This window comes from Luteimonas sp. MC1825, assembly GCF_014764385.1.
In the GTDB taxonomy this organism is placed as follows: Bacteria; Pseudomonadota; Gammaproteobacteria; order Xanthomonadales; family Xanthomonadaceae; genus Luteimonas.
In genome coordinates, this window is sequence record NZ_CP061714.1 from 1,639,074 (window position 1) to 1,660,585 (window position 21,512).

Annotated in this window: 16 protein-coding genes; 7 read left to right on the plus strand and 9 right to left on the minus strand. The window is 70.0% G+C overall.

Going from position 1 to position 21,512, the window contains the following annotated elements; genetic code table 11:
- Nucleotides 1-35: 35 nt before the first annotated feature.
- Nucleotides 36-863, plus strand: coding sequence for an NRDE family protein (locus IDM46_RS07520; RefSeq protein ID WP_185115356.1), 828 nt, complete (start codon nucleotides 36-38; stop codon nucleotides 861-863).
- Entirely contained in the window at nucleotides 839-2,257 is a 1,419-nt protein-coding gene (locus IDM46_RS07525) for an alpha/beta hydrolase (RefSeq protein ID WP_182820868.1), read from the plus strand. Before IDM46_RS07520 ends, IDM46_RS07525 begins: the two co-directional genes overlap by 25 nt.
- A 240-nt stretch (nucleotides 2,258-2,497) precedes the next feature.
- On the opposite strand, the gene IDM46_RS07530 is transcribed toward IDM46_RS07525, so the two are convergent.
- The 6 genes from IDM46_RS07530 to IDM46_RS07555 all read right to left on the minus strand — a co-directional run bounded on the left by IDM46_RS07530 (nucleotide 2,498) and on the right by IDM46_RS07555 (nucleotide 8,271).
- Nucleotides 2,498-2,926 carry a hypothetical protein gene (locus IDM46_RS07530; RefSeq protein ID WP_223878064.1) on the minus strand — a complete coding sequence of 143 codons (429 nt, stop codon included), beginning with the start codon at nucleotides 2,924-2,926 and terminating at the stop codon, nucleotides 2,498-2,500.
- A gap of 41 nt (nucleotides 2,927-2,967) precedes the next feature.
- Complete coding sequence (locus IDM46_RS07535) at nucleotides 2,968-3,165, minus strand: PspC domain-containing protein (RefSeq protein WP_182820864.1); 198 nt, start codon at nucleotides 3,163-3,165, stop codon at nucleotides 2,968-2,970.
- A complete protein-coding gene (locus IDM46_RS07540) occupies nucleotides 3,162-4,226 on the minus strand; it encodes a class III poly(R)-hydroxyalkanoic acid synthase subunit PhaC (RefSeq protein ID WP_182820862.1) in 1,065 nt (354 codons plus the stop codon). The genes IDM46_RS07535 and IDM46_RS07540 overlap by 4 nt, the downstream gene beginning before the upstream one ends.
- Nucleotide 4,227: 1 nt before the next feature.
- On the minus strand, nucleotides 4,228-5,646 hold the full coding sequence (gene phaE / locus IDM46_RS07545) for a class III poly(R)-hydroxyalkanoic acid synthase subunit PhaE (protein ID WP_185115357.1): 1,419 nt from the start codon (nucleotides 5,644-5,646) through the stop codon (nucleotides 4,228-4,230).
- A gap of 58 nt (nucleotides 5,647-5,704) precedes the next feature.
- Complete coding sequence (locus IDM46_RS07550) at nucleotides 5,705-6,337, minus strand: phosphatidylcholine/phosphatidylserine synthase (RefSeq protein ID WP_182820858.1); 633 nt, start codon at nucleotides 6,335-6,337, stop codon at nucleotides 5,705-5,707.
- Between the two features lie 68 nt (nucleotides 6,338-6,405).
- Complete coding sequence (locus tag IDM46_RS07555) at nucleotides 6,406-8,271, minus strand: D-(-)-3-hydroxybutyrate oligomer hydrolase (protein WP_223878065.1); 1,866 nt, start codon at nucleotides 8,269-8,271, stop codon at nucleotides 6,406-6,408.
- Nucleotides 8,272-8,413: 142 nt separating this feature from the next.
- Between IDM46_RS07555 and IDM46_RS07560 the strand changes: the two genes are divergently transcribed.
- Both IDM46_RS07560 and IDM46_RS07565 read left to right on the plus strand, forming a co-directional pair.
- Nucleotides 8,414-9,217 (plus strand): 3-hydroxybutyrate dehydrogenase, encoded by an 804-nt coding sequence (locus IDM46_RS07560; RefSeq protein ID WP_185115358.1) that lies wholly within the window; start codon nucleotides 8,414-8,416, stop codon nucleotides 9,215-9,217.
- Between the two features lie 31 nt (nucleotides 9,218-9,248).
- The gene (locus tag IDM46_RS07565) at nucleotides 9,249-9,920 is read left to right on the plus strand and encodes a response regulator transcription factor (RefSeq protein WP_182820854.1); all 672 of its coding nucleotides are present in this window, start codon (nucleotides 9,249-9,251) and stop codon (nucleotides 9,918-9,920) included.
- A gap of 24 nt (nucleotides 9,921-9,944) precedes the next feature.
- On the opposite strand, the gene IDM46_RS07570 is transcribed toward IDM46_RS07565, so the two are convergent.
- From IDM46_RS07570 to IDM46_RS07580, 3 genes are all read right to left on the minus strand, one after another.
- Nucleotides 9,945-10,433 (minus strand): 8-oxo-dGTP diphosphatase, encoded by a 489-nt coding sequence (locus IDM46_RS07570; RefSeq protein WP_182820851.1) that lies wholly within the window; start codon nucleotides 10,431-10,433, stop codon nucleotides 9,945-9,947.
- Nucleotides 10,434-10,508: 75 nt separating this feature from the next.
- A complete protein-coding gene (locus IDM46_RS07575; RefSeq protein WP_185115359.1) occupies nucleotides 10,509-13,877 on the minus strand; it encodes a PAS-domain containing protein in 3,369 nt (1,122 codons plus the stop codon).
- A 109-nt stretch (nucleotides 13,878-13,986) separates the two neighbouring features.
- Entirely contained in the window at nucleotides 13,987-16,329 is a 2,343-nt protein-coding gene (locus tag IDM46_RS07580) for a TonB-dependent receptor (RefSeq protein WP_185115360.1), read from the minus strand.
- Between the two features lie 170 nt (nucleotides 16,330-16,499).
- On the opposite strand from IDM46_RS07580, the gene IDM46_RS07585 reads away from it, so the two are divergent.
- The 3 genes from IDM46_RS07585 (at nucleotide 16,500) to IDM46_RS07595 (ending at nucleotide 21,311) form a co-directional block, all read left to right on the plus strand.
- Nucleotides 16,500-17,903, plus strand: coding sequence for a GntP family permease (locus IDM46_RS07585; RefSeq protein ID WP_185115361.1), 1,404 nt, complete (start codon nucleotides 16,500-16,502; stop codon nucleotides 17,901-17,903).
- A gap of 119 nt (nucleotides 17,904-18,022) precedes the next feature.
- On the plus strand, nucleotides 18,023-19,762 hold the full coding sequence (locus IDM46_RS07590) for a DUF1800 domain-containing protein (protein WP_185115362.1): 1,740 nt from the start codon (nucleotides 18,023-18,025) through the stop codon (nucleotides 19,760-19,762).
- A 10-nt stretch (nucleotides 19,763-19,772) separates the two neighbouring features.
- The gene (locus IDM46_RS07595) at nucleotides 19,773-21,311 is read left to right on the plus strand and encodes a DUF1501 domain-containing protein (RefSeq protein ID WP_185115363.1); all 1,539 of its coding nucleotides are present in this window, start codon (nucleotides 19,773-19,775) and stop codon (nucleotides 21,309-21,311) included.
- The last annotated feature ends 201 nt before the right edge of the window (nucleotides 21,312-21,512 follow it).

The following is a 21,512-nucleotide window of genomic DNA, read 5'->3' on the forward strand; positions in this document are numbered from 1 at the left end:
GCCCGTGGTTGGCGCGGCACGGCTATCATGGCGGCATGTGCCTGATCGCCCTCGCCTGGCGCCATCACCCGCGCCACCTGCTGGCGATCGCCGCCAACCGCGACGAATTCCATGCCCGCCCGACCGCGCCCGCGGCGCTGGATCCCGGTGCGCCAGCGGTCTACGGTGGCCGCGACCTGGTCCAGGGTGGCGGTTGGCTGCAGGTGTCCGCGCAGGGCCGCCTGGCCGCGGTGACCAACGTGCGCGACGGCCGCGCCGATGCCACGCCGGCGCCACGTTCGCGCGGCTGGCTGGTGCGTGACTTCGTCCGTGGCTCCGACGGCCCGGTGGCCTTTGCCGCGGCGCGCGTCCCCGGCAGCGACTACGGGCCGTTCAACGCCGTGTTCTGCGACGGCGACGTCCTGGTCCACGCCAGCAACCGGCCACGCCAGCCGCCCGCGCCGGTGGCCGCCGGCGTGCATGCGATGTCCAACGGCGCATTCGACGCCGCATGGCCCAAGAGCACGCACGCCACGCGCGCCTTGGCCGCGTGGCTGGAGTCGCCGCTGGCGCTGGCCGATCCGATGGCCGTGCCGACGGCACTCGATCCGCTGTTCAGTGCGCTTGCCGACGAGACACACGCGCCTGACGGTGCGCTGCCCGACACCGGCGTGGGCCTCGAGCTGGAGCGCGCGCTGTCGCCGCCGTTCGTACGCGGGCCGCGTTACGGCACGCGCTGCAGCAGCGTGGTGCTGTTTGGTGCCGCCGCGGTCGTGTTCGCCGAGCGCCGCTACGGACCCGATGGCGTGCCTGCCGGCAGTAGCATTGCCCTGATTCCACTACCCGCCAACGAAAACCGATGCCCCCTGCCCCGATGCGCGTGATCCGCGCGGCCCTCGTCGCCACCGCGCTCTGCCTGCTGGCCGCGTGCGCACCGCAACAGGCCGCACCCGCGGCCACGCCCCTGCCTGCCGATTTCGCCTGCCAGGCTGGTGCATGGCGCACCGCCACGGGTGCGCCGTTCGTGCTGTCGCCGGTGGACGACGGCCTGCGCTATCGCCTGCTGGACGGACGCACCGGCAGGTTCGAGACCACGGGCCACGCACTCGGCGACACGATCGCGGCCACCGAGGGCTGGCGCGAGGCCGGCCCGCCATCGGCCACCGCGGTGTTCGGAGCATGCCGCCGTGGCCGCATGCAGGTCGCGTTCGGCGCCGAGCCGCCGTCCACCGCGACCCGCATGCCACAGGAGATCCGCGACGTGCGCTTCCGCAGCAACGGGATCGAACTGCGCGGACGCCTGGTCCTGCCGCTGCCAACGCGCTCGCCGCTGCCGCTGGCCGTGCTGGTGCATGGCTCGGAGTCATGGTCGGCGGTGGACAGGCAGGCACTGCAGTACCTGCTGCCGGCGCAGGGGGTGGCGACGTTCGTGTACGACAAGCGTGGCACCGGCGCGTCGCAGGGCAGCTACACGCAGGACTTCGAGGTGCTCGCCGATGACGCGGTCGCGGCGATGGCCGAGGCGCGGCGCATGGCCGGCAGCAAGTATTCGCATGCCGGTTTCGTGGGCGGCAGCCAGGCCGGCTGGGTGGCGCCGCTGGCGGCGTCGCGCGGCAAGGCGGGTTACGTGGTGGCGTTGTACGGCCTGGCGGAAAGCCCTCTGGCGGAAGATCGCGAGGAAGTCATGTCGGTGCTGCGGGCGCGCGGCCACGGCGACGACGTGCTGCGCAAGGCGCGCGAACTCACCGACGCCAGCGGCGAGGTCATGGCATCGGGCTTCACGCGCGGCTTCGACCAGCTTGCGACGGTGCGCGCACGCTACGCCGGCGAGGCCTGGCTGGACGATGTCGAGGGCGAGTTCAGCGGTGAACTGCTGCGGATCCCCGCATGGTTGCCGCAATGGCTGGTGCGCAGCATGGCGCGGGGTCGCGACGTGGGCACGCCGTGGCATCACGACCCGCTGCCGGTGCTCGCAAGCCTGCAGGTGCCACAGCTCTGGGTGCTGGCGGGAGACGATCGCGAGGCGCCGCCGGCCAACACGCTCGCACGCCTGCAGGAACTGCAGGCGCAGCAGCGGCCGATCGACATCGTGCTCTACCCGGGCACCGACCACGGCATCCACGAATTCACCGAAGTCGACGGCGAGCGCGTCGACCTGCGCAATCCCGAGGGCTACCACGCGCTGCTGGCAGGCTGGATCCACGACCTGCAGTTGCCGGACGTGGCGACCGCTGCACGCATCAGCCCACGGCGCGGCGTGGCGGTGCCGCAAGAATGAGTCGTTCTGCCCGCCGTTCCGGATGAACTGCTTGGGCGCAAAGGCCCTTGGCATCCGGCACCCGCGTCACATCCGCGCCGCGCTTTTCCCCGTACACGAGGCCCGCATAAAGAAAGGCCCAGTCGGTCGGGTTTTCCCCGGCGGGCTGAGCCTTCCGTTGTCGAAGCGATTGCGTCGGGCTTTCGCCTTCCGCTTGTTCTTCGACGCGAGCAGGGTATCGCAGCGCGTGTTACCCGGACGTCAACTGCGTCGACCGTTCGTCCGACCAGCCGACCACGGCCACCATCCGCGACCGGTCTGCGCGTAGCGGTCCGCCGCGCGCTCGAAGCGGTTGCGCACGCTGATGCCTCCGCACATGAAATACAGCGGCAGGAACAGCACGCCCAGCACCATGTACTGCAGCACGTGGGCACGCTCGTGGTCGGCAAGAGCGATCGACGGCTCCTCGCCCAGTCCCGCGCGGTGCGCGTAGGTATGGCAGGCGCAGTCGAGCGTGTCGCCGGTGTGCAGGATGACGTTGCCCAGCGTCAATGCGCCGCCGGGGCCCCACGGGACACGGTCGAACACCAGCGCGAGATCGCGCGGCCGCACTGTCAGGCGTGCGCCGAACGGCAGCGCGGCGCATCCGGCGACGGCGCCGGCAAGCGTGTACGGCAGCGCCCAGGCGATCCCGAGCACATGCGCCAGCGGGCGCAGCGCACGCTCCGCGTTCAATCGTCCTCGGGCACCAGCAGCCACAGCGCCAGGTACACCAGGATGCCGGGGAATGCGATCGACGCCGCGGCGACCAGCACGTAGATGATCCGCAGCAGCGTCGAGTTCCAGCCGAAGCGGCGCGCGATGCCGCCGATGACCCCGGCGAGCACGCGGTCCTCGCGCGAACGGCTGAGCCCGGGACGGGTGCTCATCGTTCGGCCAGCCAGCCGTGGATGGCGTCGGGCACCAGCTTCTGCGCGCGCCCGGACACGTAGATGCCGATATGCCCGCCGCGGAACGACAGCTCCGAATAGTCGTCGGTACCCACCAGGCCGCCCATCGGCCGCGATGCCGACGGCGGCACCAGGTGGTCCTGTTCGGCGTAGATGTTGAGCACCGGCATCTCCACGAGGCCCAGGTGCACCTCGCGGCCACCGATGACGATGCCGCCGTTGACGAAGCCGTTGCCCTGGTAGAACTGCTTGATGAACTGGCGGAATGCCTCGCCTGCCTGGTCGGGCGAGTCGAAGATCCACTTCTCCATGCGCAGGAAATCCTCCAGCGCGGCCTTGTCGTCGAGTATGTCGGCAAGGCCGACGTACTTCTGGACGAACAGCCGCCATGGCTTCAGCGTCAGGTAGCACAGGTTCATCATGTCGGCGGGCACGTTGCCGAGCGTGTCGACGAACAGGTCCACGTCGATACCGCGCGTCCAGTTGGACAGCATGTTGTCGTCGGTGTGGAAATCCACCGGCGTGACCATGGTGACCAGGTTGCGCACCTTGGCCGGGTTGAGCGCGGCGTAGCTCAGCGAGAACGCGCCGCCCTGGCAGATGCCGAGCAGGTTGATCGCGTCCAGGCCGTGCGTGGCGCGCAGGTGGTCGACCGCGCCGCCGATGAAGCGTTCGATGTAGTCCTCGAGTGTGAGGTACCGGTCGGAACGGTCCGGGTAGCCCCAGTCGATGATGTATACGTCTTCGCCGCGGGCGAGCAGCTGGCGCACCAGCGACTTGTCGTCCTGCAGGTCGACCATGTACGGGCGGTTGACCAGCGCGTAGGCGATCAGCAGCGGCACCTGCGCGGTCGGTGCCTTGGCGCCGATGAAGCGGTACAGCACCACCTTGCCGTCGCGCCAGACCTCCTGCCGCGGGGTAGCGCCGAAGTCGACGTCGTCGACCACGCGCAGGGTCTGCAGGCCGGCGCCCAGCTTCTGCTGCAGGCGCGTGAACTCGGCCACGAGGCCGGCCGGAGTGATATCGAGGGGACCCTGCATGTCAGCGCTTCCTCTTCGCCGGCGACTTGCCACTGCCCGACGGCATCGGTCGCGGCGCCTTGGGGATGGTGTTCGCGATCACGCTGCCGAACCCTGCCGCCTTCGAACGCGAGGTCCTGGCGGAGGTAGCACGCGAGGTGCCGGGACTGGCGGCGGCGGACTTCTTCGCGGACTTCTTCGCGGACTTCTTCGCCGACGACTTCAGGGCTTTCTTCACGGCTTTCTTCACGGCTTTCTTCGCAGCCTTCTTCGCAAGCCTGGGTGCCTTGGCGGGTGTCGCTCCGGCGACGGTGTCCGCCGCGGTGCGCGCCGCGCGCGTGGCTGGCGCCGCCGGTGTCCCGCCAGCCTGCCCCTGCCCCTGCGCCACGGCATCGCGCAGCTTGCGGACGTCGCGCTCGAGTTGCGCCACCTTGCGATGCGCGCCGTCGAGCTCACTGCGCGTCGGCATGCCCACCTGCGCGCAGGCGTCCTCGACCGCACGCTGCGCGCAGGCGCGCACGCGCATCTGCGCGTTGACCATATCGCCGTAGACCTTGCGGAACTCCGGCGACAGCGCGATGCGCGCATAGGCCTCCTCGGCGGCATCGATCCAGGTGTCGAACAGCGCGCGTGCCGACTGGATCTGGCGGCCCGGTTCCTCGTGCGACTCGAGCCTGGTCTCGAAGATCTCGTAGGCCTCCTGCGAGGCCTTCAGCATCAGCGCGTTGTAGGCGCTGGTCGCGTGCTGGTACTCGAGCTGCGCGCGCAGCAGTTCCTGCTGGCGTTCCTGGTGCTCGCGCGCGAAACCGAACGTGGGCATGCGCAACGCCGCACCGGCCTCGCTGCGCATGGACTGCAGCCATGGCGAAGCATCTTCGACCCACTGGTCCAGGCCCTGCATGCCGTGGCCGCGCATGGTGCGCAGCATCTCCGGGAACGGGTTCTCACCCGCGGCACCGAGTGCTTCCTTCCAGGCGCGGGCGACATCGGCGGCACTGGCATCCTGTCCGGCGAAGCGGCCGGCGACCTGCTGCATCTGCCCGTACCACTGCCGCGCCTGTGTATTGAATCGTTCCAGCGCGTCGTTGACCTGGCCCCGCCCGCCATGCGCGAGGCGCGACCACCAGTCGATCGCTTCGTGCCAGCCCTGTGCGGCCGCCGCACCGTGCGCCCCGTCCATGCCGTGTAGCCCCGACATGCCAGGCATTCCGGCCATCCCGGGAATCCCGGTCATGCCCGGAATCCCGGTCATGCCGGGCATCCCTGCCATTCCAGGCATACCCGCCATCCCGGCGAACGGCCCCATGCCCGCCATTGCGTACGGGTCCGGCATGCCCGGCATCGCGCCCGTGGAGCCCGCGGCGCTGCGCAGCGCGTCGCCCCAGGCAGCCCAGTAGCGCCGTGACAGCGCCTCGAAATCATCCTGCTGGTTCACCGGCATCGCCCGCCTCCGTCATGTCGCCCGATCATAGCAACCGCCGCCGACCGCGCCAGCGCGATCAGGGCTTGGGAATGCGCAACGTCTTGCTGATCATCAGCGAGCCCGACAGCGCGTACACCAGCACCAGCGGGTGCAGCTGCCACGGTCCGAGCTGCACGCTTCCGAGCCACAACGCATCGCCGATCGCGCCCTGCCACGCGGCCACAGCGAGCAACAGCACGATCACCACGCTGCTCGGGATCGGCGTGCCCTCGAAGTACTTCACCTTGTCGCCGCCGTCGGCCAGCGTCTCCGCCGTGACGTTGTAGCGCGCAAGGCGGCTCACGCCACAGGCGACGAACCAGCTCAGCACCACCCAGTCCCAGCCGCCCTGCATGCCGCAGGCATAGGCCAGCGCGGCCGGCGCGACGCCGAACGAAATGACGTCGGCCAGCGAATCAAGCTCGCGGCCGAGGGTCGACGACACCTTGCGCCAGCGGGCGATGCGTCCGTCCAGCGCGTCGAACACGAACGCCAGCGGGATCAACGCCATGCCCAGCATCAGGTCGCGGATGCCCCCCTCGGCCGCACCCTCCTGAAGGTAGCGCATGGCGGCGAAGATCGCGCCGGTGCCGCAGATGGCGTTGGCGAGGGTGAACCAGTCCGCGAGATGGAAATCGCGGAGCATCGAGAAATGGCGCTGGCGTGGCATGGGCGTTCCGTGCACTGCGGGACCCCCAGCATGCCAAATCCGGCCAGCGCCGTCGCGGCGCGCGATCTTCAGCGCGGAATGGCGAGGTGCGCCGCCTCCAGCGCGGTGCCCGCCGGGCGCACGCGAGTCTCGATCTCGGCGTCCGCGGGCAGCGCCGCGCCGCTGTCGAGATGTGCATCGACCCGGTCCAGCGCGGCGTACACGTAAGGCAGCAGCGGCAGGTAACGTGAACCGTAGTCGGGCAGCATCAGGAAGGCGTCGAAGTGCTGCGCGTTGCGCACCTGCCAGAAGCTCACCTCGCGGCCGGCCGAGCGCGCACTGGCAACGTAGGGCGCGCTGGTGAACGCCATCGGTATCAAGCCGTCGTCGGCACCGTGCACCACGATCACCGGGAGCCCGGCGCGCGGCGGCGCGGCGCGGGTCGCGGCAATGCCGTCACGGACCCGGACCGCAGCCTCGCTGTCGCCTGTCCACAGGCCGCGCAGGCACTGCAGCCCGGCCAGCGTCAGGTCGGGCGGCGCAATGCCGCTGTCAACCAGGCCCACGCCGGCGCCCGGCGGGATTCCGCTGGCGTCCGACCACCAGGCCACGCGCTCGGCGGCGGTCGCGGCGCGCGGCGCCATGTCCGTGCCTTGCGCCGAGTAGCTGAAGCCGCACGGGCCCTCGCCCACGCCGTAGCGGCCATAGGCGGATGCGTACGTCGCCGCCACCGCGCGCCACAGGTCGAAGCCGGCCGACAGCGCGCCGGCGCGCAGGGCGGCATCGGTCCAGCCGGCACCACGCATCGTGTCGTACGCCGAGCGCGCCTGCGCGGCCGTGTCGTCGCCGGTCACCAGCCCCGCGGCTTCCAGCGATGCGCAACGTGCGGACCAGAACGGCGCCACCTGTGCCGTCACCGGCGGCTGCGGCAGGTCCTGCATGTGCAGCAGCGCGCAGGGCATCAGCAGCGCGGCTTCGGTGGTGTAGTCGTAGAGCGCGCGACTGCCGTTGCCGCTGGAATAGATGCTCGGCTCGCCGGCCACCACCGCATCGAGCCAGTCGCCTTCCAGCTCCGCCGCGCGCAGCACCGCGCCGCCTCCGTTGGAGATGCCGACCGCGATCACGCGGGTGTTGGCGAAGGTGAACGGTGCCCCTGCCGGCAGCGCTTCGTCGAGCGCGTGCAGCGCGAACTCGGCCGCCTGCTTCACATGCAGGCCCCAGTCGGCTTCGGGGTTGTCCTTCGAATGCGCGTGCTTGAACGCGACGCCGGATGCGCCCTCGGCCGCATCCGGCACGAACGCCAGGTCGTCGGCGTCGCCCGCGCCTGCCACGCGGCCGTCGGCCGTGGCGCCCGCGCGCGCGTCGAGGTCGAAGTAGTCGCTGCCGGCGCCCTTGTCGGTGTAGGCCACCGCGCAGCCCTTCGGCAGGCCCCAGGCGCCCGCTACGGAAATCGAGCCGTAGATGCCACGCGAGCCGGACGAGGCGGTCACCACCACGCAGCGCTTCGCCGCGTCGAACGCGTCAGGCACCTGCACCAGCACGCGGTGCGGATGCGTGGCGCCGGGCACCCGCGCATAGGCCGAGAACTCGCGGCCGGGCACGCCGGCCACGCTGCCATAGAGGCTGCCGTAGCCGCCCGCGGGCGTCAGGTCGGCGATGCCGCGCCAGCTGCTCCAGATCGCGCGGCGGCGCAGTTCCCCGGCGGTCGGGGCGGCGGCGTCGGCAAATGCCGGCGGCACCATCAGGCGCAGGCTGTCGAGGCCGAGCCCGGCGCTCAGGAGGTCGTCGCCATCGCGATGCGTGGTGTGGCGCGGGTGCTCGAACATGGTCGCTTCCGAGGTGGCGGTGCGCCCGGCGCTGGAGGCGCAGCCGGCGAGGATCGCGGCAAGCGCGAGCGAACCCGCGCTTTTTGCGATGAGGCGCGAATCGACGCGCCGGGGAACAGTGATGGGCATGCGCACGGCGCGATCCTTGGAAAACCGGGGTATGCCGGCACCGTAGCAGCCACGCGCGGCGCGGGCATCGTACCTTTGTACGCCGCGCTGGCCGTGCCGTATTTGCTAACTTGGCCGCCTTGCCCCTCCGACGCCCCACGCCATGACCGACACCTTCCTCTCCGGCCGCACCGCACTGGTCACCGGCAGCACCTCCGGCATCGGCCTCGGCATTGCCCAGGCACTGGCGGCCGCCGGTGCGCGCGTCGCGATCAACGGCCTCGGCGACCAGGCGCAGGTGGATGCGGCACTCGCCGCGGTGCGCGCCGCCGGCGCGGCCGACGTCCGCCATTTCAACGCCGACCTGCGCGACCCCGCCGCCATCGAAGCCATGATGGCGGAGATCGAGGCATGGTCGCCGCTGGACGTGCTGGTCAACAACGCGGGCATCCAGCACGCCGTGCCGCTCGCCGAAATGCCGCTGGCCAAGTGGGACGACATCATCGCCATCAACCTCAGCGCCACCTTCCACACCATGCGCCTGGCGATGCCTGGCATGGCCGCGCGCGGCTTTGGCCGGGTCATCAACGTGGCCTCGGTGCACGGACTGGTGGGATCGGTGAACAAGGCGCCGTACGTGGCCAGCAAGCATGGCGTGCTGGGCCTGGGCAAGGTGGCAGCGCTGGAGTACGCGGCTTCGGGAAGTCGCGACAGCGGTGGCGTGACCGTCAATGCGATCTGCCCCGGCTGGGTGGAAACCCCCTTGATCGAGCCGCAGATCGAGGCTCGCCGCGACGGCGGCAGCCGCGACGACGGGGTGCGCGCCCTGCTCTCCGAGAAGCAGCCCAGCCTGCGCATGACGCTGCCCGCCGAGATCGGCGCGCTGGCCATCTGGCTGTGCCGCCGCGAGGCGCACAACGTCACTGGTGCCGCATTCCCGGTCGACGGCGGCTGGTCCGCGCAGTAAGCCCGCAGCGCGCAACGCCTGCGCACCGCCCATGCCCACCCTGCTGATCGCCGACGACCACCCGCTGTTCCGCGCCGCGCTGCGTGGCGCCGCGCGCGAGGCTGCCGAAGACATCGAGACGCTCGAGTCCGGGACGCTCGACGAGACCATCGCCGCCCTCGAGGCGCGCACCGACATCGACCTGGTGCTGCTCGACCTGCACATGCCGGGCAACCATGGGCTGGCCGGCCTGGCGGCGATCCGCGCGCAGTTCCCGGCGGTCGCCGTGGTGCTGGTGTCGGCCAACGAGGATCCGCACGTGGTGCGCCGCGCGATCGACCACGGTGCCGCCGGCTACATCCCCAAGAGCGCCGGACTCGACGAGATGCGCGAGGCCATCGCCACCGTGCTGGCCTGCGAGGAATGGCTGCCGCCGGCGCTTCGCGGCGCGGTGGCGCGTGCCCATTCCGCGCCGCGCGACGCCGACCTCGCCGCGCGCCTTGCCAGCCTCACGCCACAGCAGTTCCGGGTGCTGGTGCTGGTCGCCGAAGGCCTGCTCAACAAGCAGATCGCCGACCGGCTGGACGTGCAGGAGCGCACGGTGAAGGCGCACCTGTCGGCGATCTTCGACAAGCTCGGCGCACGCAACCGCACCCAGGCCGGCGTGATCCTGCGCGAGCTGGAGCTCAGCGACCCGTCGCGCCAGGTGAAGGACGACGGTTGAAGCCGGCAATGCACGGCGACGCACCTAGATCCGCGACACCGCCCACGACACCATGTTCCCGTCGCGGTACGGCATTACCCCGTGGAAGGCGCGCGGATCGGCGTCGAACACCAGCGGCAGGAACCGGCGGTCGCCATCCCACAGCGGCAGTTCAAGGATGCGGTCGACGTCGACCCACTCCAGCGTACCCTCCGGATTCGACGCCGGCGGCGTGCCGGTAAAGCCGGTGACGAGGAACACGAAGCCGAACCAGTCCTCGCCCTGCTTGCCGAAGCCCGGCCAGCTGATGGTGCCGCGCAGCTGCAGGTCGGTGCAGTGGATGCCGGCCTCTTCCATGATCTCGCGGCGCATGCCGGCCACCACGTCCTCATCGGCTTCCAGCTTGCCGCCCAGGCCGTTGTACTTGCCGAGGTGCTGGTCGTCGTCGCGCGCATTGCGGTGCACCAGCAGCACCTGGCGACGGTCAGGCGAAAGGATGTAGCCGAGGGTGGCGAGGATGGGGGTATAGGGCATTGCGCGACCGCGTGGAAGTTTCGGCCATTGTAGGGCGGCGGCAAGTGCCGCCCGTGCAGCACAGGCACCCACGACTCATTCCTCGAACGCTTCCGCGGCCGGCTCGCGGTCCGTCGTGGTGCGCATCGCCAGCAGCCGGCCAAGCATCGACTTCAACGCCAGCGGCCGCACCGGCTTCTGCAGCAGGCCGAGGCCACGCTCGGCCACCTGGCGACGCACCTGATCGGTGGCATCGGCGCTGAGCACCAGCGCAGGCGCGGCACCGAAGCGCGCGGCCAGGCGCTGCTGCAGCTCGATGCCGGTGTCGCCGTCATCGAGGTGGTAGTCGAGCAGCCACAGCGCAGCCGACCGTGTGGCCAGCGCCGCTTCCGCGCCAGCGCCGTCGGGCACCGCGACCACCTCCGCACCCCAGCCTGCGAGCAGCGTGCGCAAGGCCTCGAGCGCCAGCGGATCGTTGTCGACCACCAGCACGCGGGCATCGACCAGCCCGGGGCGCAGGCGCGGCACCAGCGCCGACTGTGACGTGCCCGCGACGCGCGGCAGGGTGATCGAGAACGCCGTACCCCTGCCCACCGTGCTGCGCAACACGATGCCGGTGCCGAGCAGACCGGCGATGCGGTCGGCGATGGCAAGGCCCAGCCCGAGTCCCTGCCCCGCCACGCCGTCGCCGCGGCGGAACTCCTCGAAGATCAGCTGCTGCTGCAACGGGGCGATCCCGGGCCCCGTGTCGTGCACCTCGATGCGCAGCGCGCCGCCGACATGGCGCACGCCGAGCAGGATCCGACCGCGCCCCGCATAGCGCACGGCGTTGGCCAGGAAGTTCTGCAGCACGCGGCGCAGGAGCTGCGGATCGCTGTCCGTCCAGGCGGAGGTCGCCACCAGCGTGAACGCGAGGCCGCGCTCTTCGGCCAGCGCCTGGAATTCCGAGGCCAGCGGCTCGAGCACGTCGGACAGCGGGAACGCGCGCGGCTGCGGCACCAGCCCGCCGGCCTCCAGGCGCGCCATGTCGAACAGGCCCGTGAGCAGGTCGGTGGTGGAGTCCAGCGCGCCGCGGATCTGGCCGAGCGATGCGCGCGGCGCGCCGTCGAGCTGCGACGCCAGCGCGTCCGTGAACAACTGTGCGGCATGCAGCGGCTGCAGGAGGTCGTGGCCGACTGCGGTGAGGAAGCGGCTCTTGGCCTCGTTGGCGCGCTCGGCCTCGCGGCGCGCCTGGTCGAGGCTCGCGGTGCGTTCGTCGACGCGCTGCTCGAGGGTCTCGTTGCTGCGCTTGAGCTCGGCCTCGGTGCGGCGGAACGCGGTGACGTCGCTGAAGGTGGCGACGAAGCCGCCACCCGGCATCGGGTTGCCACGGATCTCGACAATGCCGCCATCGGGGAACACGCGCTCGCTGACGTAGGGCGTGCCGGCCTGCATATGGCGCAGGCGCTTGCCCGATTCGGCCTCGACGCTGCCGCCCACCCGGCCAACCAGCCCGCTGCGCAGGTTGTGCGCGACCAGCTCGGCGACCGGCACGCCAACGCGGAGCAGTCCCCGCGGGTAGCCGAACAGTTCGGCGTAGCGGCTGTTCCAGGCCACCAGCCGCAGCTCGCGGTCAACCACGCTGATGCCCTGGCTCATGTTCTCCATCGCAGCCTCCAGCAGCCGCTGGTTGAAGCGCAGGTCCTGCGAGGCTTCACCGACGATGGCGGCGACGGTGTCGAGGTCCGGTCCCGCCTCGCGGCGCGCGGCATCCAGCAACAGGCGCGCCGAGGCGCTGCCCAGCACCGCCGCCAGCTCGCGCTCCAGGCGCGCTTCGATCACCGCCGGCACCGCGCCGCTGCCCGGTGCACCGCGCAACAGGTCGTCGACGGTGCGCGCGGACAGGAAACGGCGGCCGGCGTTGCGCAGCGTGCGCAGGTCCGAGCCGCGCGCGACGTCGCGGCGAGGTGCCGCCAACCACGCCGACAGCAGCAGGGTCGCAACGATGCCAACGAACAGGCTGACGCCCACGGCGCGCCCCAGGCGGCTCCAGCTGGTCAGCCCGAAGAGCGCGTCCGGCGCCAGCCAGGCCAGGCCGAAGGGACCGTCGACCAGCCACGTGCCGTCGCCCCCGTTCAAGGCCACCAGCATCGGCGACACCATCACCCAGCCCCAGGCCGCGAACGCCAGCGCGATGCCCCAGGCAGCCGCCTGGGGCGGCGTGCGCGTGCGCCACACCGCGCAGGCGAGCGCAGGCGCCAGCGTCGCCAGCGCCGAGAACGACACCGCGCCGACATCCGCGAGCGCCTCGCTGCCGCCGATCAGGCGGCTGTAGGCCCATGCCAGCAGCATGATCGCGAGGATGCCGCCACGCCGCAGGGTGAGCAGCGCGCCGCGGTGGTCGTCGCCACGCGCCGCCGACCACGCGCCACGCAGCAGGCCCGGTGCAAACCAGTGGTTGCCGATCATCAGGCTGAGCGCGAGCGTGCTCACCACCACCATGCCGGTGGCCGCGCTCAGGCCGCCCAGGAACGCGAACAGCGCCACGCCGTTGTGACCATGCGCGGCGGGCAGCGCCAGCGCGTACATGTCCGACGGCACGCTGTCGCCAAGCAGCGCGGCGCCCGCGCGCGCCAGCGGCAGCGCCGGCAGCGCGATCAGCAGCAGGTACAGCGGGAACTGCCAGCGCGCGGTGCGCACGTGGCGCTCGTCGCGGCACTCCACCACGCCGACGTGGAACTGGTGCGGCAGGATGAACATCGCCAGCGCGCCCAGCAGCACCAGCGGCGCAAAGCCGCCGACCGGCTCCGGCGGCGGCGGCGGCGCTTCGGGCAATGCGTCGATGCCAAACCAGACAAAGGCGCCCAGCGCCAGCATCGCCGCCAGCTTGAACAGCGATTCGAACGCCATGGCAAGCACCAGGCCGCGGTTGTGCTCGGCCGCACTCGCCCGCCGCGTGCCGAACACGATCGCGAACACCGCCATCGCCACCGCCACGTACAGCGCACCGTCGCGCCATGCCGGCATGTCCGGGTCGACCACCCCGCCCGCGGTCACGGCGGCAAAGCTCATGGTGACCGCCTTGAGCTGCAGCGCGATGTACGGCACCAGGCCGAGCACCGCCACCAGCGTGACCGTGGCCGCAAGCCAGGCATCCTTGCCCAGGCGGGTGGCAATCAGGTCGGCGATCGAGGTGGCGTTGCTTTCGCGCGCCAGCTGCACCAGCCGCAGCATGAAGCCCACGGCCACCGCGTAGAACAGGATCGCGCCGAGGAAGGTCGGTGGCAATGGCCAGCCGTAGCGGGCCGCCTGGGTGACGGTGCCGTAGAAGGTCCACGAGGTGCAGTGCACCGCCAGCGACAGCGCGTAGACGTGATGCCAGTGGCGGGCCAGCACGCCGGGCCGGCGTTCTGCGTACACCGCGGTGCCGAACAGCACGGCCAGCCACAGCAGCGCCGCGGTGACCACGATGCCGACGCTCAGCATTCCCCCATCTCCGCCACCGGACCCGCCTGCAAGACCGCCGGCGAGCATAACGCAGCGGCGGGCCGAAGCCCGCCGCTGGAATCACCTTGGCTCGCTGTCCCGGCTCGGATCAGAAGCTGAAGTTGCGACGGACCGACAGGTACCAGTTGCGCGGCGGTGCGTAGTACGCCGTCTGGATGTTGGCCACCGAGGAGAATTCCTGGCCTTCCGTCTTGTACAGCTCGTCGGTGGCGTTGCGCACGCCAGCGCGGATCTGCCACGCGTACTGCGGGGAATCCCACGCCGTGAACAGCCCGGCGGTGGTGTAGCCCTCCTGCATCAGGCCCGGGCGGTTGTCGACCGACAGCCAGGTGTCCCCACGGTAGGCGACGTCGCCGCCGACGGTCAGCGCACCGCTGCCACCCAGCTGGAAGGTGTGCTGCAGGGCGACGCGGGCCGTCCAGTCCGGCGAGAACGGCACGTGCTCGTGCAGCGTCGGGTTGTAGGCCGGATTTGACGGATCGGTCGTGCGCAGGTCCGCGAACGACTTGTAGCTGGCATCCATCCAGCCGACCTGGCCGCTGAGCAGGGTGGCATCACCCAGCCTGGCAACGCCCTCGAACTCGAATCCGTTGATTTCCATCTCGGCGGCGTTGAGCACCGGGAACGAAAACGTCGGCGTCGGTGAATTGGGGTTCAGCACTTCAGACACGCGTGCCTGAAAATCCTCGTAGCTGCTGTGGAACGCAGCCACATTTGCCGTGAATCGACCGTCGGACGAACGCATTTTCACTCCCGCCTCATAGGTCCAGACAAACTCCGGATCAAACATGGCCGACGTGGTCTCCAGCGCGGTGTTCGCGCGGCCGTTGAAGCCGCCGGACTTGAAGCCACGATTGGCGGACACGTAGCCCATCACGTTGTCGCTGAAGGCCTTCTGCAGGCTCAGCGACGGCGTCCAGGCATCCCAGCTCTGCTTGCCACTGAAGGCCACGGTTTCGTTGAGCGCCTGGAAGGGGACGTACAGGTTGAATGCCGCCAGGTAAAACAGTGAATTGGACGTCCAGAACGTGCTGGTGGTGCGATCGTAGTCCTTCTCGTCCCGCGAATAGCGCAGGCCCGCGGCCAGCGTCCAGGTCGGGGCAAACTCCCAATTGATGTGCGCAAAAGCGGCGACGCTGGTGGTTTCCAGGTCATCAGCGATAGTGCGGAGGAAGCCGACCGGAGCCGATCCATTGACAAAGAGATCGTCGGCATACGCCTCTTGGTAAGACGGCAGCGTCTCGTTCATGTAGTACGCGCCGAAGATCGCCTGGACATTGCTGCCATTGTCGAACTGCAGCTGGAGTTCCTGACTCATCTGCTCCTGGTCGACTTCGACCAGCACATCGCCAAGCTCCCACTCCGAGGCATCGATGTCGATGAAGGAGCTCGTGTCGAGCTTGCGCCACGCGCTGATGCTCTTGGCCGTCCACTGCTCGCTGAGATCCCACTGCAAGTTCGCACTGAATCCCTTGTGCGTCATCTCTTGGCCCTGGTTGGGGCCGAAAGAAGTGCGGCTCTTGAAATCGTAGTCACTGGGATCCGGCAGGTGCAGGAAATTGATACCCGGAGCGATACCCGGACCGGACTGCAATCTCGTCTGAAACAGCGGCGCAGTCGGCTGGCCCAAGGTCAGGGCATTGTCCTGGCGGGTGTAGTCGGCCGACAGGGTCGCGCTGAAGGTATCGCTCGGGCGCAGAGCGAGCTTGCCGCGGAACGCGAGCGTGTCTTCGCCGTTGTAGTCTTCGCCGGTGACCGGGTCGTCCACATAGCCATCGTTCTGAAGGTACGCGCCGGCGATGCTGAACGCAGCGCGCTCGGACAGCTGCTCGCCGAGATAGGCGCGGAAATCGGTGCGGCCGAAGCTGCCGACACCGACCTCGACCGCCCCACCCTGGTCGTCGAACGGGTTCTTGGTGGCGACCTTGATCGCGCCGCCGGTGGAGTTCTTGCCGTACAGCGTGCCCTGCGGGCCGCGCAGCACTTCGACCTGCTGCACGTCGAACAGCGAGAACAGCGCGCCGTTGATGCGCGAGTAGTAGACGTCGTCGACGTACATGCCGACACCCGGGTCGAAGGTCTGCAGCGAATCGGGCTGGCCGATGCCGCGGATGAACACGTTCACGGTGTTCGAGGAGCCGCGGCCCTGCACGATGTTGAGGTTGGGCACGGCGCCCTGCAGGCCGCTGATGTCGGTGGCCTGGAGGTCCTTGAGCTGCTCTTCGCCGAATGCGCTGACCGCGACCGGCACGTCCATGATGGACTCGGTGCGGCGGCGCGCGGTGACGGTGATCGCGTCCAGCTGGGTGGCGGCGGTGCGCGCGGCCGGGGCCTCGTCGGCAGGGGCGTCCTGCGCCTGGAGCGCCGGAGCGGCCAGTGCCATGACGATCGCCAGGCTGAGGGTGGTGCAACGGATGTGGGCAGGCTTCATGGTGTCCCCAAGGAATAGGCTTCGCGTACGGCCGGTCGCCGACGTGGTGACAGCGTAGGGACGGCCCGCGCACGGCGGCATCGTACCTTCGGACAATGGGCCGCGATGCCGGCCGCTGACGACACTGTCGACCGTGGAATCGTGCGTGGCACGATCGCAAGGACCCGTCGATGTCGTTCCTGATCGTGCTCGCGGCACTGGTATTCCTGATGCTGGTGGCCTACCGCGGCTACAGCGTCATCCTGTTCGCCCCCATCGCCGCCATGGGCGCGGTGCTGCTGATCGACCCGTCGCTGGTCGCGCCGATGTTCACCGGCCTGTTCATGGACAAGATGGTCGGGTTCCTGAAGCTGTACTTCCCGGTCTTTCTGCTGGGCGCGGTATTCGGCAAGCTGATCGAGATTTCGGGCTTCTCCAAGTCGATCGTGGCGGCGACCATCCGCGTGGTCGGCGCACAGCGGGCGATGCTGTCGATCGTGATCGTCTGCGCGCTGCTCACCTACGGCGGCGTGTCGCTGTTCGTGGTGGTGTTCGCGGTGTACCCGTTCGCGGCCGAACTCTTCCGCCAGAGCGACATCCCCAAGCGCCTGATCCCCGGCACCATTGCGCTCGGTGCGTTCACCTTCACCATGGACGCACTGCCTGGAACACCGCAGATCCAGAACATCATTCCGACCGCCTTCTTTGGCACCGACACCTGGGCCGCACCGGTGCTGGGCACGCTGGGCGGGGTGTTCATCATCATCCTCGGCATGCTGTACCTGGAATGGCGGCGACGCGTGGCGCAACGCGCAGGCGAAGGCTACGGCGATCCGGCGACGCTCCTCAACGAACCCGTCGAGTTCGTCGGTGGAAAGCTCGCCAATCCGCTGGTCGCGCTGCTGCCGCTGGTGATGGTGGGCGTGTCCAACCTGGTGCTGACGCGCCTGCTGCCCGGCGTATACGGCGCCAGCCACAGCTTCATTCCCGCGGTCGTCGGCAACCCCGCGCCGGTGGTGCAGGAAGTCGCGAAGATCTCGGCGATCTGGGCCGTACAGGGCGCGCTGCTGATCGGCATCGCCACGGTGCTGGTGTTCGCCTGGCGCACGGTGTTCGCGCAGTTCGCGGAAGGCACCAAATCGGCCATCGGCGGCGCGCTGCTGGCGTCGATGAACACCGCGTCCGAGTATGGCTTTGGCGCGGTGATTGCTGCGCTGCCCGGCTTCCTGGTCGTGGCCAACGCGCTCGGTTCGATTCCGGATCCGCTGGTGAACGAGGCGGTCACGGTGACCGCGCTGGCCGGCATCACCGGCTCGGCGTCTGGCGGCATGTCGATCGCGCTTGCCGCGATGGCCGACAGCTTCATCGCCAACGCCAACGCCGCCGGGATCCCGATGGAGGTGCTGCACCGCGTCGCCTCGATGGCCTCCGGCGGCATGGACACCCTGCCCCACAACGGCGCGGTGATCACCCTGCTCGCGGTGACCGGCCTGACCCACCGGCAGGCCTACAAGGACATCTTCGCGATCACCATCATCAAGACCATGGCGGTATTCTTCATCATCGCCACGTTCTATCTCACCGGCTGGGTCTGACCCGGCAAGCCGGCGGACCCGCGCGCTGGTGCATGATCCCGGCACTGGGTCACATCCCCCGCGGCGCGAATCCGCAATAGTCGCCGAGGGGCTGCGTCCGGCCTGACCGGGGATCGAAGATGGCCGAAACAAGGGTGGCAAGCCGCCGCGGCGCGATGGGCAACGTGCCGGCGCGGCGCTATGGCGGATACTCGATCGAGGCGGCCACGCGCCCGCCCCGTGACATTCCACCGGCGCCTCCGCCGCCGCCCGGCGCGCCTGGTCCCCGTCCGCGCCCCCCGCACGAAGCGCTCGCCCCCCCGCCGGCATGGGTGCGCGCATGGCACCGCCTCGGTTACGGCATCACACCGACCGCGAAGCAGGAGTTCGACGCACTCGGCAGCAACGATGTCGCCCGCTACGAGGCGATGCTCGAGCAGCAGCTGGCCTGGGAGTCGATCAGCGACTCCGCGCTGGATGCACGCCTGGCCGCCGCCGGCTACAGCACCCTCGCCAAGACCCTGCCCCAGCTTTGGGCCGATCATGTCGCAAGCGGGCCGGCGTACGAAGTGCGGATGCTCCCGGCGTGGGAGGTGCAGCGCGCCTCGCTGGTGCGCGCGGTGTTCTCGCGCCGCCAGCTGCACGAGCGAATGACCACGTTCTGGCACGACCACTTCAACGTCATGCTCAGCGACTACGACGCCGGCCCCGTGTACGTGCACTACAACCGCGATGTCATGCGCAGCCATGCGATGGGCAACTTCCGCACCATGCTCGAGGCGATGGCGCGCAGCACGTCGATGATGTTCTTCCTCGACAACCGCACCAACCGGCGCTCGGGTCCCAACGAGAATTTCGCGCGCGAACTGCTGGAGCTGCATACCTTCGGCGCGGAGAACTACCTGGGCTTCGTCAACCCGTCCGCGGTCCCGCCGTGTCCGGAGGACCCGACCTACCCGATCGGCTACACCGACATCGACGTGTACGAGACCGCGGCCGCATTCACCGGCTGGAGCGTGCGCACCGGCACCGGCGGCGACGGCACGTTCGTCTACAACGCCAGCGACCATGACACCGGGCCGAAGATGGTGCTCGGCATGTACCTGCTGCCCGAACAGGCCGCGCTGAAGGACGGCCGCGACGTGCTGGACCGCATTGCCAGCCATCCGCGCGTGGCGAAGTTCATCTGCCGCAAGCTGATCCGCCACTTCGCCACCGACACGCCGCCGCAGTCGCTGGTGAACAGCGCCGCGGCGATGTTCCGCGCGCAGTGGCAGAACCCCGACCAGCTCCGCCTGGTGCTGCGCCACATCCTGCGCTCCGAAGTCGTCCGCGAGGGCTGGGACGGAAAACGTCGCCGGCCATCGGAAGTGGTCGCGGCGGCCATGCGCGCCGCAGGCGCCGACTGGACCCTCCGCCCCGACCACGACCGCAGCAACGACTTCATGTGGCGCCTGGGTGCCACCGGCCACTCGCCCAACGACTGGCCGGCGCCCAACGGCTACCCCGACACGGCCACGGCCTGGTCCGGCGCCAACAGTTTTGCCATGACCTGGAAGATGCTCGGCTGGCTGGCGGAAACCAGCGACGGCACGCAGCGGCTGATGCCGATCGTGGAGACGTCGCGGGCAGCCGTGGCGCAGTGGACGCCGCGCGCGCTGGTTGACTTCTGGTGCCAGCGCGTCCTCGGCCATGCCCCCGCGGCAGCCCGCCTGCAGCTGCTCTACCGGTTCATGGCGCAGAACGGCAGCATCGACACCAGCGTGATCCTCGACGACAACGCGTGGCGCGGCAGCGACCTGAAAGGGCACTACAACCACGACCGGCTGCGCAGCATGGTGTCCATGCTGCTGATGTCCCCCGAATTCTCCACCCGCTGAGGACGCAGGCATGGTCGACATCGAACTCTCGCGCCGCGAATTCCTCAAGGGCTGCTGTGCCACCGCCGCGATCGCCGGCGCCGCGCCCGCGCTGCTGTACTCGCGCCCGGCGTTCGCGGGCACTCCGCATGACACCCTGGTCCACGTGTTCCTGCGCGGCGGCATCGACGGCCTGAACCTGGTGGTGCCGACCGCCGGCGAGGACCGCATCCACTACGAGCAGGCGCGCCCTTCGCTGGCCATCGCCGCCACGGGGCCCTACGCGGCGCTGCCGCTCAGCCTGGCTGGCGGCGCCGCCACCGGCTTCGGGCTGCATCCGTCGGCCATCGGGCTGCACGAACTGTGGGGCGAGTCGAAGCTGGCGATCGTGCATGGCTGCGGCATGCAGACCACGGTCACGCGCAGCCATTTCGATGCGCAGCTGTACTGCGACCTGGGCACGCCGGGGCAGCAGGGCGGCGGCACCGGCTGGCTGACGCGCGCATGGAACAGCGATCACGGCGCGGCGGACAACACGCCCATGCCGATGCTGGCGGTCAACAGCCGGCAGCCCGCGAACATGCTGGGCGGCACGGATGCGCTGTCGATGGGCACGCCCACCGACTTCGCGCTCAACGCCGGTCCCTGGCAGTGGCGCGAAGGTGGTGGCGGACGCGCCGCCGGGGTGCTCGGTGTCAACGACCTGCTGGCGGAATACCTGGCAGGACGCAGCGCAGTCGAACGCCAGGCCGCGCTGGCCGAGCAGTCGCTGCGCATGGTGCGTGCGCAGCCCTACAGCGCCGCCCTGCCCGCCGGCTGGCCCACCAGCACCTTCGCGCGCCAGCTGTGGACGGTCGCGCAGTCGATCCGCTTCGGCGTGGGCCTGCGCTATGCGGCAGTGGACCTGGGCGGCTGGGACACCCACGAAGGCCAGGGCACGGCGGGCAGCGGCTACCACTACTACCAGAACAAGATCGCCGAACTCTCGCAGGCCCTCACCGCGTTCTACGTCGAGATGGCCGCCGGTGGCGAGGCGTCGCGGGTGACCGTGGTGGTGCAATCGGAGTTCGGGCGGCGTGTGCGCCAGAACGGCAGCGGAGGCACCGACCACGGCTACGGCAATCCGATGCTGGTGCTCGGCGGGCCGGTCAACGGGCGTCGCTTCTATGGCCAGTGGATGGGCCTGGATCCCGAGGTGCTGTCGCCCTACTTCGGCGACATCCCGGTCGCCACCGACTTCCGTCGGGTCGTGTCGGAGCTGCTGATCCGGCGGATGGGCAACAACCGCCTCGGGCAGGTGTTTCCCGCCTACGCCGGCTACGCGCCGCTCGGCCTGTTCCAGGGCAATGACATGCCGCCGGAGTACGGCACGCCACCCTCCTCGCGCACGCGCCTGCGGGCGCTGGCGCGCCACCGCCAGCCGGCCTACGGCGAATCGATCCAGGGCGGCATGCGCGCCACCGCGGACACGGGTGGGAACCGCCTGGCACGCGGCCTCAGTGCCCTGCGTCGCAAGGCGGTACGCGCCAGGATGCGCGTGCAGCGAGCGCTCGCCCGCCTGGCGTCCTGACACGCGCCACCCCCGCCGCCCTCCGCCAACGGCGGGCGCCCGGACAAAGAAGGTTGCACCGCGGCCTTCTTCGCGCCTTCGCGCCTTCGCGAGACCCCTGCTCCTGCGCAAATCCCTGGCTCTCGCGAAGGCGCGAAGGCGCGAAGCCAAGGGGCCTCCAGGTCAACGCGCGGCGAACAAGCAGACGTTCCTTGCCACGGG

Bases quoted from the DNA above. Each gene is read 5' to 3' on its own strand.
- IDM46_RS07520 (WP_185115356.1), top strand. From the start codon at position 36: ATGTGCCTGATCGCCCTCGCCTGGCGCCATCACCCGCGCCACCTGCTG.
- IDM46_RS07525 (WP_182820868.1), top strand. From the start codon at position 839: ATGCCCCCTGCCCCGATGCGCGTGATCCGCGCGGCCCTCGTCGCCACC.
- IDM46_RS07535 (WP_182820864.1), bottom strand. From the start codon at position 3,165: ATGAGCACCCGTCCCGGGCTCAGCCGTTCGCGCGAGGACCGCGTGCTC.
- IDM46_RS07540 (WP_182820862.1), bottom strand. From the start codon at position 4,226: ATGCAGGGTCCCCTCGATATCACTCCGGCCGGCCTCGTGGCCGAGTTC.
- phaE (WP_185115357.1), bottom strand. From the start codon at position 5,646: ATGCCGGTGAACCAGCAGGATGATTTCGAGGCGCTGTCACGGCGCTAC.
- IDM46_RS07550 (WP_182820858.1), bottom strand. From the start codon at position 6,337: ATGCCACGCCAGCGCCATTTCTCGATGCTCCGCGATTTCCATCTCGCG.
- IDM46_RS07555 (WP_223878065.1), bottom strand. From the start codon at position 8,271: ATGCCCATCACTGTTCCCCGGCGCGTCGATTCGCGCCTCATCGCAAAA.
- IDM46_RS07560 (WP_185115358.1), top strand. From the start codon at position 8,414: ATGACCGACACCTTCCTCTCCGGCCGCACCGCACTGGTCACCGGCAGC.
- IDM46_RS07565 (WP_182820854.1), top strand. From the start codon at position 9,249: ATGCCCACCCTGCTGATCGCCGACGACCACCCGCTGTTCCGCGCCGCG.
- IDM46_RS07570 (WP_182820851.1), bottom strand. From the start codon at position 10,433: ATGCCCTATACCCCCATCCTCGCCACCCTCGGCTACATCCTTTCGCCT.
- IDM46_RS07575 (WP_185115359.1), bottom strand. From the start codon at position 13,877: ATGCTGAGCGTCGGCATCGTGGTCACCGCGGCGCTGCTGTGGCTGGCC.
- IDM46_RS07580 (WP_185115360.1), bottom strand. From the start codon at position 16,329: ATGAAGCCTGCCCACATCCGTTGCACCACCCTCAGCCTGGCGATCGTC.
- IDM46_RS07585 (WP_185115361.1), top strand. From the start codon at position 16,500: ATGTCGTTCCTGATCGTGCTCGCGGCACTGGTATTCCTGATGCTGGTG.
- IDM46_RS07590 (WP_185115362.1), top strand. From the start codon at position 18,023: ATGGCCGAAACAAGGGTGGCAAGCCGCCGCGGCGCGATGGGCAACGTG.
- IDM46_RS07595 (WP_185115363.1), top strand. From the start codon at position 19,773: ATGGTCGACATCGAACTCTCGCGCCGCGAATTCCTCAAGGGCTGCTGT.